The organism is Mesorhizobium intechi, assembly GCF_002879535.1.
Classification (GTDB): domain Bacteria; phylum Pseudomonadota; class Alphaproteobacteria; order Rhizobiales; family Rhizobiaceae; genus Mesorhizobium; species Mesorhizobium intechi.
Map to the genome: position 1 here is coordinate 1 of NZ_PNOT02000240.1, position 7,949 is coordinate 7,949.

Consider the following 7,949-nt stretch of genomic DNA (forward strand, 5'->3'; position numbering starts at 1 on the left):
GTGACATCCAGGTACCGGCCGGCGAGCCGCTCAGCGGCGACATCGTGCTGCCGGTCGGGGCGAAAGTGGTCAGCCAGTCGCTGTCCGGCAATCGCGTCTCGATCGACGCCGAACTTGCCGACGGCGGCCGTGCGATCTTCGTTTATGATATCGCCGAGCGCCGCTTGATCGGGCAGTTCGCAATTCGCAACAAATGACCGGCAGCAATGCAACAAACAAGTTTGCCGCAGAATTGAACAGGCCCCAGGCATGACAGGCTTCGCCGGACATCGTCGTGTCGCGACCGTGGCGCTGGTCGTCGCCAATTATGACGAGGCGATCGCCTGGTATGTCGGGCGGTTGGGGTTCCTGCTCCTCGAGGATGTCGATCTCGGCGGCGGCAAGCGCTGGGTCACGGTCGCGCCGGCCAACGGGCAGGGCGCCAGGCTGCTGCTGGCGGAGGCGTCCGACGAGGCACAAAGGAAAAGCATCGGCAACCAGACAGGCGGCCGGGTCTTCCTGTTCCTCGAAACCGACGACTTTGCCCGCGACCATTCGGCGATGCTGGAAAAGGGTGTCGAATTCCGTGAGGCGCCGCGTTTCGAACCCTATGGCGCGGTCGCGGTTTTCGCCGATCTGCACGGCAATCTCTGGGACCTGATCGAGCCGAAACGCTAGGCTCGCGGCCAGCTTTTCTTCGATGTGGCAAAGCTGGCCAAACCCCCAGTTGCTTTTTCCCAGCCGTCAGCCTATATCGCCGGTTCTTGAGCGCGCCCATCGTCTAGCGGTCAGGACACCGCCCTCTCACGGCGGGAACAGGGGTTCGATTCCCCTTGGGCGTACCAAGTTTCCTTCTGGCCCGTTGGCAACTCCTTTGGCTCCCGCCGGGCATGCGCCCAACCGGACGCTGACTATCGACGGCATCACGGCGCTCACCTTGCGCGAGGAAGGCTCAGGGATGATGATGACGGCCCGCAGGGCTTCCCAGGCCGTACCGATCGAACAAGACCTGCGCCGACTTCCAAGTGCGTGTCCAAATAGATGTTGCCTCCATGATCGACACACCCAAGCATCAGGATCCCGACGAGACCAACGAGCCGGGTTTCCAGGCGATCGAGGCGCGTAAAGTTCCCTTGCCCGTCGGCTACCGACAGGGTGTGATCTCCGCGATCACCGTATTGCTCGGGTTTTCGCTGCTTTTCCTGCGGTATTGGAATTTCGAAGCTGATGGTGGATGGACGACGATCTCGATCCTGGCGACGCTCCTGCTCGCGCTGGCCATCGTCCTCCAACTCGTCGCATTGTGGCGTTCGCTGCTGCCGCGCGACGACGACGAGCCGGTCTATCAGGTCACGCTGCGCTGGTTCCTCGCCTCGATCATCGCTCTCCTTGCAGGCGTGCTGCTTGCCGGGCTGACCGCTTCGCACGTCTTCAATCTTTGAATCGGGGCAATTCCGGGCTGCTCGACCACCAGCTCTTACGCCGCAAGCTCGTCCCGGCGAATGCACGGGAAAGCCCCGCCGACCGGGAGTCAAGCGGGGCCCTTGGAGTAGCCGCAAACGGGACTGGCTTCGGACTACTCATTGATCCGTAGGATCATTTTCAATGTAGTCCTCAAGGTGAGATGCCGCATCGGCCGAACAGATGAAGGAAACAGCCTTATCCAAATTTCAGGGCCATCCACTACGGCTGGAGAAGGCCTGGACAACGCTCGGGGACGCATCCGCCCGGATCGCGTTTGGCCGGGAGGGTTGGCGAAGCCCGCAATAACCAGGCGGTCCGCATGCTGGAATTCCCCAATTTCAGTCAAGCCGGTACGCTTGAAAGCGCAATGATCTCTGTTGCTTACAGCGTGTTGGGACGGCATCCGCGGCACGCGGATTTGGGGTGGGTGGAGTTGGAATGGCGTCAGGAAAGATGTGTGCGCGCTGTCATGGCGGCGGCACGGTGTTTGATTGCTGGAGATGGAGTGCGTCGAAAGGCCTTTGCTGCCCGCAAGGGACGCATCAGATCAGTTGCCCGGGGAAAACGCTCATTTGCGCCGAGTGCGGGGGTGTGGGGGCTGATCGCGGAAGCCGGGCTCAGGGCTGTCGCTTAGCCCTGCTTCTGCCAGTGCGCCATGCGGGCGGCTGTGGCGCGTTCGTGCCGCATCCTTGAAAAAATCCTGCAGGCTCCTGCCGCCAGCAGCGGTTTCGCGGTCTTGCAAGATGGGACTTGTCGCTTCTGGCGCGGCGGGCCCGATTGCATTAGCATCAATTCATGGATGTCGAGGGCACGGCTCGGGCGGCGCGCAGAACGCCGGGTGCCAGCCAGATCCTGACGACCCATCGGTGCCGCGGGGAGAAGGCCAATGCAGAAACTGCAAGCACAAGGCGTCCACCACATCACGCTGGTCGGAGCCGGGCGCCAGACGTCGATCGATTTCTGGGAAGGGGTGCTGGGCATGCCTTTCATCTTCGAGCAGCCCAACCTCGACAAGGCCAGCGAGAGCCATCTCTATTTTGATCCGGGCGACGGCCGGCTGATAACCGTCTTCACCGATGAAAGCCGCGTGCCGCCAAAGCGGCGCACGCCGACCGATCCAGGCTGCGTCCACCACATTGCGTTCGCGGTGTCGCGGGTCACCTTCCTGCAGGCGGTCGCCCGGCTCGACGAGCGCGGCATCAAGCACAGCGGCGTCAAGGATCGCGGCTTCATGGATTCGATCTATTTCGAGGATCCGCTTGGCCTTTTGATCGAACTCGCCTCCTACCGCTTTGAACCCCCGGCGGGTTTCACCCATGCCGATGTGCTGATGCAGGCGCACAGGCTGCGCGTCGGGCGCGGCGACTACAATATCGCCGAGGTGCATCTTGCGGACGCGATCCAGGCGCTTGTCGAGAGCTCCCGCGCGACCTTGTCGGATGACCGGGCGCCGAAGAATCCATACTGACGGCCAACAAAACAAAGCGAGGACAAAAATGGCAAAGACAGTGACCAAGAGTGCTGGGAAATCGGCTGCCAATGCAAAGGCAAAAGCAGCAGCGAAGCCGGCGGTGAAGGCAGCCGCAAAGGCCGCGCCGAAGGTGGCCGCGAAAGCCGCGGCAAAACCGGCGGCGCAAAAGTCGGCGCCCAAGATCGCCAAGGCCAAGTCGGCGAAAAAGCCGGCGTTGAAGCTCAGCATGCTGAAGCCCAGCGTCAACAACATGACGGTCCGGGTGTTTGCTCGCGCGGCCGGGTTCGACGCGGCCGAGACCGACGCCTGGGGCCACACGCGTTCGCCCGAATATCTGGCGCGCAATCCGGCGCATCTGACACCGATGATCGAGGACAAGGGGTTGCCCAGGGGCGTGCTGTGGGAAAGCTGTGCCATCATGCAATATCTCGCCAACAAGCACGGGCTGGAGAAATTCTATCCCAAGGCCCCGGCCAAGCGGGCGATGATCGACAGCGCCATGTTCTATCTGATCGGAACGCTCTACCCCTATGTGGCGCGCGCCACCTATCCGGCGCTGGGTTTCCCGCAATATGCCGGCGAGGTCGGGCACAGCGATGCCCATCCCGACAAGAAGTCCGAAGCTCAGAAGGCCGCGATCGCGGCGATCGCCGAGCCGCTGGAGGTCTTCCACAGCTTCTTCAGGGATGGCAAGCCGTTCATCGGCGGCAAGAACCCGTCGATCGCCGACATAAGGCTGGCGGCGACGCTCGAATTCCTGGCGGTCGTCGACTACCCGCTGCCCAAATGGGCGCAGGAGTACATGGCGGCCATCGAGAAGAAGCTCGGCAAGGCCTATGCCGAGCCGGCCGGTGACGTGCGCGGCTATATCGCCCATGTGCGGTCGCAGGCGAAGGCGTGAGCTTAAGGATTCGTTAACCAAAGCCCTGTCTACTGGCGGGAATTCACCGCGCGACCACGGATGTACTGGCGCGTTATCGGTGAAAGGAAAGGTCGGCTCAGTGCCGGCCTTTTTGCTTTTTATGACGTGATGGCGGACGCCGGGAATTCGATCGTAACCCTGAGTTTCAGCTTCAGCGCGACGGCTCGCTGATCGGTCCGCCCGCGCTGGGTCGCCGCCGAGAATTGCACGCCTCAGAGTTTTCACCGGCTTTGGCGCAGGGCATCGGCAGCAACGTCTTCACGTTGCAACTCGTTTCCTCGACGAAATAGCGACCGTCCAACAAAATAGCGGACGGCGCCGCCGGAGCAATTGCTCAGTGGCTCAGGCGCCGCACCTCGGCGTGCCGTGCCAGGTCCGGGGTCTCGAAGACATAATCGCCCCAGGCCGATTCCGGGATGTGCCCGGCCAGGTAGCACTCAAGCAACAGGTTTTCCTCGGGATTGAGCGACCGTGGCGCGCGCTCGTGGTCCAGCCCGAGAGAATGAAAAAGGCTTCTTGTCAGTTCCGATACCGTGAAGTGGATCGACATCCGCGTTCTCCCTATGCCTTCAACGCGGCGGTCAGACAAAGGTTTCAGCGTCAAGTTTCGGTAACGGCGTATTGATCGATGCCAGTTCAACGCCTGCGACGTCTAGCGCTACCACCAGCGGTCGCCGCAATCCCGCACCGAGGCCTCGGGGGCCGCTCAACTGCAGTCGATCGAAGCCGGTACGCGGCCGGCGCGTATCGTCGGTCCGGCTTTCTTCCCGGCTGATGATCTGTCCTCCACGGTATTACCGGCTGCAACGTGCCGTCATGATGAAGCCGGGCTATAGGTCCCGCCTGGGAACGGAGGGGTGCTCACGGCGTTGTGACCGACACCAGCCGGGAGAAAAGCCATGGCCACGTTCAGGCAAATGCGGGTTCTGGAGATCGTCGAAGACGGCTCGCTGACCCATGACGAGAAAGTCGCCGAACTGCGTGAGATCGAATCCGAGGCGCGCGGCCTGCAACGGGCCGCGTCGGAGAGTTCCATGAGTGATGATGACGGCTGGCAGGACGATTTGCGCCAGGTTCGCCTTGCCCTCGACAAGCTTGGCGCGAAGGAACCGAAGAAGGGCGCGGCATCGCTTTAAGGCTGCGCGGAACTCGCCGCATTGCGCCTATTCGCAGACCATGCGAACGCGCTCGCCTGGTGCGCTCACGTTCCTGCATGCCAGTTGCTTTTCCGGGCCCGGCGGCGGGGGTGACGGCGGCGAATATCGCGTCTGATGCCGTCTGTGTCCCGCAGGCTTCAAAACCCTGCGTTCGGCAAATTGTCCGGGCGGCTGTGGCGGCACCGGAAAGGCGCCGCTGTCGGCCGGCGGCGTGTAGTCGACATTGGGTGGCGGCCGGTCCCAGAAGCGCCTGGCGTCGAGCGGGCGCGGGATGATGACCGTGCCGTCATAGCTGCGCGCGCAGCCGCTGCCGAAAAGCAGCGCCACGCACAGCAAGGAAGGCCCAATCCGTCGGTACATTAGCAACACCCCTGCGCGGCTTATAACGCGGCCTTGGCCCGCCCGACAACCGGACGGAATAACGCAGGAAGAGCGTGCCGGTTGCGCTGTTAAGGTTAGCGGATCGTTAATGCTTCTCGGGCACATTTCGCCGACGAACCGCGGAGGGAGGGTTCGGCCTTGATTTTCGGGGTGGGGACAGGATGGCGGAAGCGGACGAAGCGATCGGCGCGCGCGGGAAGCGTGGGCCCGAAAAGCCGGTGCATCGCGGCGACGCGCCGCCATGTGCGGACATGGATTCGCCCGACGCGCTTCGCCAACTGCTTGAGGCAGGCTCGGACTGGGTCTGGGAGACGGACGCCGAACTGCGCTTCTCCTGGCTCTCACCCACATACCAGGCCGCCACCGGCATCGATCCGGCTGATGTGCTGGGTCGGTTCCGCTTCGATTTCCTCGACCAGGTCCTCAAGGGTAATCACAGCGCCGCCGCGCATCTGGAGGATCTGCAGGCGCGCCGGCCGTTCCGCGATTTCATCCACGAACTGAAGGGAGGCGGCCCCGACTGCCGCTGGGTGCTGACGTCAGGCTTCCCACGGTTCGACGACGAAGGAAAATTCGCCGGCTACCGCGGTGTAGGCCGCAACGTCACCGCACTGGCCGGCGCCTTCGAAACCATGGAACAAAACCCGTTTTCGGGAAGCGATTCCAACCGGCATCTTGCCGACCTCGAGCGGACGATGGACGCCATGCACATGGGTGTCGTGCTGCTCGATGGCAAGCTCGACACGCTCATCGTCAACAAGGCCTATCGCGACCTGTCCAGGATTCCGGACGGCGCTGTGACCGTTGGCGCTCCGTTCAGCCAGTTGATGGAACTCAACCGCCGTAACGGCATCTATGGCGATATCGACGATGGGCAGTGGCAGCGCTACCTCGCCAGCCGTATCGAGGAGATTCGCGCCGGCTCCGTCGCGCCCCGCGAATTTGTCCATGCCAGCGGCAGGACGATGATTTTCTCGGTGACGGCGCTGTCCGGCGGCAAGCGGCTCTTGACCTACTATGAGGTCACCGAACTCAAGCGTCGCGATGCCGAGATCGAAGGCGCCAACGCCAAAATCGCCGAGACCTTCGTCAATCTCCGCACCATGGTCGATGAGATGCCGATCGGTGTTCTCGTGCTGGATGCCGATATGCGCGCCGAAGTCATCAATCGCGCCTTCTATGACTTCTGGAGGATCGATCCAGGCCGCGCCGGGATCGGCTCGGCCTTTCGCGAACTGATGGAAGCCAGCCGCGCCATCGACCCTTTCGGCGCCGATGACGTCGCCTGGCAACGTCATACCGCCGAGCGCGAAGCCGAAATCAGGGCCGGCGTCGCCGGCTCCAGACAATTGCCGCACAATGACGGGCGCACGCTTGTCGCATCGCTGGCACCGCTGCCCGGCGGCAAGCGGCTCATCTCCTATGTCGACGTCACCGACATGAAGGGGCGCGAGACCGAGGCACAGGAGGCGCGCAAGTATCTCGTCAGCGTGCTGGAATCGCTGCCGGCCGGCGTCATCATCTACGACCGCGACGACAAGTTCGTCTTCGCCAACCGCACACTGCAGGACATGCTGCCGGCGCTGAAGCCTTTCTGGCAGCCTGGCTGCAGCTTCCGCGAGGCGTTGGAATTCGGCCAGTCGGTCGGCTATTTTCGCTCGAGCGGCGATGCCGGGATCGACAGGCTGTACGGGGTGGAACCCGAACGCTGGCTCGACAGCATACTGGCCCGCTACCACCTGCCAAATTCTTCCTACGAGCGCCTCAATGCCGATGGGCGCTGGTACCAGGTCTACGACATGCGCACCGATGACGGGACATTCATCGGCGTGCGCGTCGACATCACCGACATCAAGAGCCGCGAGGCGGCGCTGCGCGACTCGATGCGCCAGATCGATCTCTTCCGCCACGTCATGGACGAGTTGCCGGTGGCCGCCTTCATCAAGGCGCAGGACCTAAGCATCGAATTCGTCAACAAGGCCTGGTGCGCGCTGACCGGCATCGCCAAGGAAGACGTCATCGGCCGGACTGATCGTGAGCTGTTCGGCACACAAGACGCGGAAAGCTACAGCAATGACGATACCCAGGTCGTCGTAACCGGCAAGGGCCTCGAGGTCGAAGAGCCTGTCACCCATCGCGACGGCACGGTGCGGCAGTTGATGACGCGCAAGAGCCGCCTGGTGGCGACCGACGGATCGGTGCATCTGGTCGGCTCCAGCACCGACATCACCGACGTCAAGGCGCGCGAGAAGGCTCTGGAAGAGAGCATGCGCGAGAACGAGGTGTTCCGCAGCCTGATCGACAACGTACCTGTGTCGATCTACGCCAAGCGCTCCGATCTCAGGCAGTTCTATGTCAACAAGGGCTGGTGCGATCTGACCGGTCTCAGCAGGGAAGATGCAATCGGCAAGACCGACATCGAGATCTTCGGGGAGGATGGCGAGGCGTTCGTGGCCGGCGATCTGGCCGTGCTGCGCACCGGCGACACCCAGGAGGTCGAGGAGACGGTGCGGCTTGCCGACGGCAGCGTCAGGCATCAGTTCGCGCGCAAGGGCGCGATGATCGCGTCGGACGG

General features: G+C 62.9%; 8 protein-coding genes, 1 tRNA gene and 1 pseudogene. 8 read left to right on the forward strand and 2 right to left on the reverse strand.

Going from position 1 to position 7,949, the window contains the following annotated elements; genetic code table 11:
* From C1D09_RS21180 to C1D09_RS21205, 6 genes and pseudogenes are all read left to right on the forward strand, one after another.
* Positions 1–197 (forward strand): annotated as a pseudogene (locus C1D09_RS21180) (fimbrial protein); the annotation flags it as partial.
* A 52-nt stretch (positions 198–249) separates the two neighbouring features.
* Positions 250–657: a VOC family protein gene (locus C1D09_RS21185; RefSeq protein WP_143976150.1), complete on the forward strand. Its 408-nt coding sequence runs from the start codon at positions 250–252 to the stop codon at positions 655–657.
* A 92-nt stretch (positions 658–749) separates the two neighbouring features.
* Positions 750–824, forward strand: a tRNA-Glu gene (locus tag C1D09_RS21190).
* A 207-nt stretch (positions 825–1,031) separates the two neighbouring features.
* Positions 1,032–1,421: a hypothetical protein gene (locus C1D09_RS21195; RefSeq protein WP_208760413.1), complete on the forward strand. Its 390-nt coding sequence runs from the start codon at positions 1,032–1,034 to the stop codon at positions 1,419–1,421.
* Positions 1,422–2,329: 908 nt separating this feature from the next.
* A complete protein-coding gene (locus tag C1D09_RS21200; protein ID WP_143976151.1) occupies positions 2,330–2,911 on the forward strand; it encodes a VOC family protein in 582 nt (193 codons plus the stop codon).
* Between the two features lie 28 nt (positions 2,912–2,939).
* Positions 2,940–3,815 carry a glutathione S-transferase family protein gene (locus C1D09_RS21205; RefSeq protein WP_143976152.1) on the forward strand — a complete coding sequence of 292 codons (876 nt, stop codon included), beginning with the start codon at positions 2,940–2,942 and terminating at the stop codon, positions 3,813–3,815.
* Between the two features lie 355 nt (positions 3,816–4,170).
* Here C1D09_RS21205 and C1D09_RS21210 read toward each other — a convergent pair whose 3' ends face one another.
* Entirely contained in the window at positions 4,171–4,386 is a 216-nt protein-coding gene (locus tag C1D09_RS21210) for a hypothetical protein (RefSeq protein ID WP_143976153.1), read from the reverse strand.
* A gap of 349 nt (positions 4,387–4,735) precedes the next feature.
* Between C1D09_RS21210 and C1D09_RS21215 the strand changes: the two genes are divergently transcribed.
* A complete protein-coding gene (locus C1D09_RS21215; protein WP_143976154.1) occupies positions 4,736–4,972 on the forward strand; it encodes a hypothetical protein in 237 nt (78 codons plus the stop codon).
* Between the two features lie 27 nt (positions 4,973–4,999).
* Here C1D09_RS21215 and C1D09_RS21220 read toward each other — a convergent pair whose 3' ends face one another.
* A complete protein-coding gene (locus tag C1D09_RS21220) occupies positions 5,000–5,353 on the reverse strand; it encodes a hypothetical protein (RefSeq protein ID WP_246135823.1) in 354 nt (117 codons plus the stop codon).
* Positions 5,354–5,535: 182 nt separating this feature from the next.
* Between C1D09_RS21220 and C1D09_RS21225 the strand changes: the two genes are divergently transcribed.
* Positions 5,536–7,949, forward strand: a 2,414-nt coding sequence (locus tag C1D09_RS21225) for a PAS domain-containing protein (RefSeq protein ID WP_143976156.1), incomplete at its 3' end; no start/stop codon positions are given.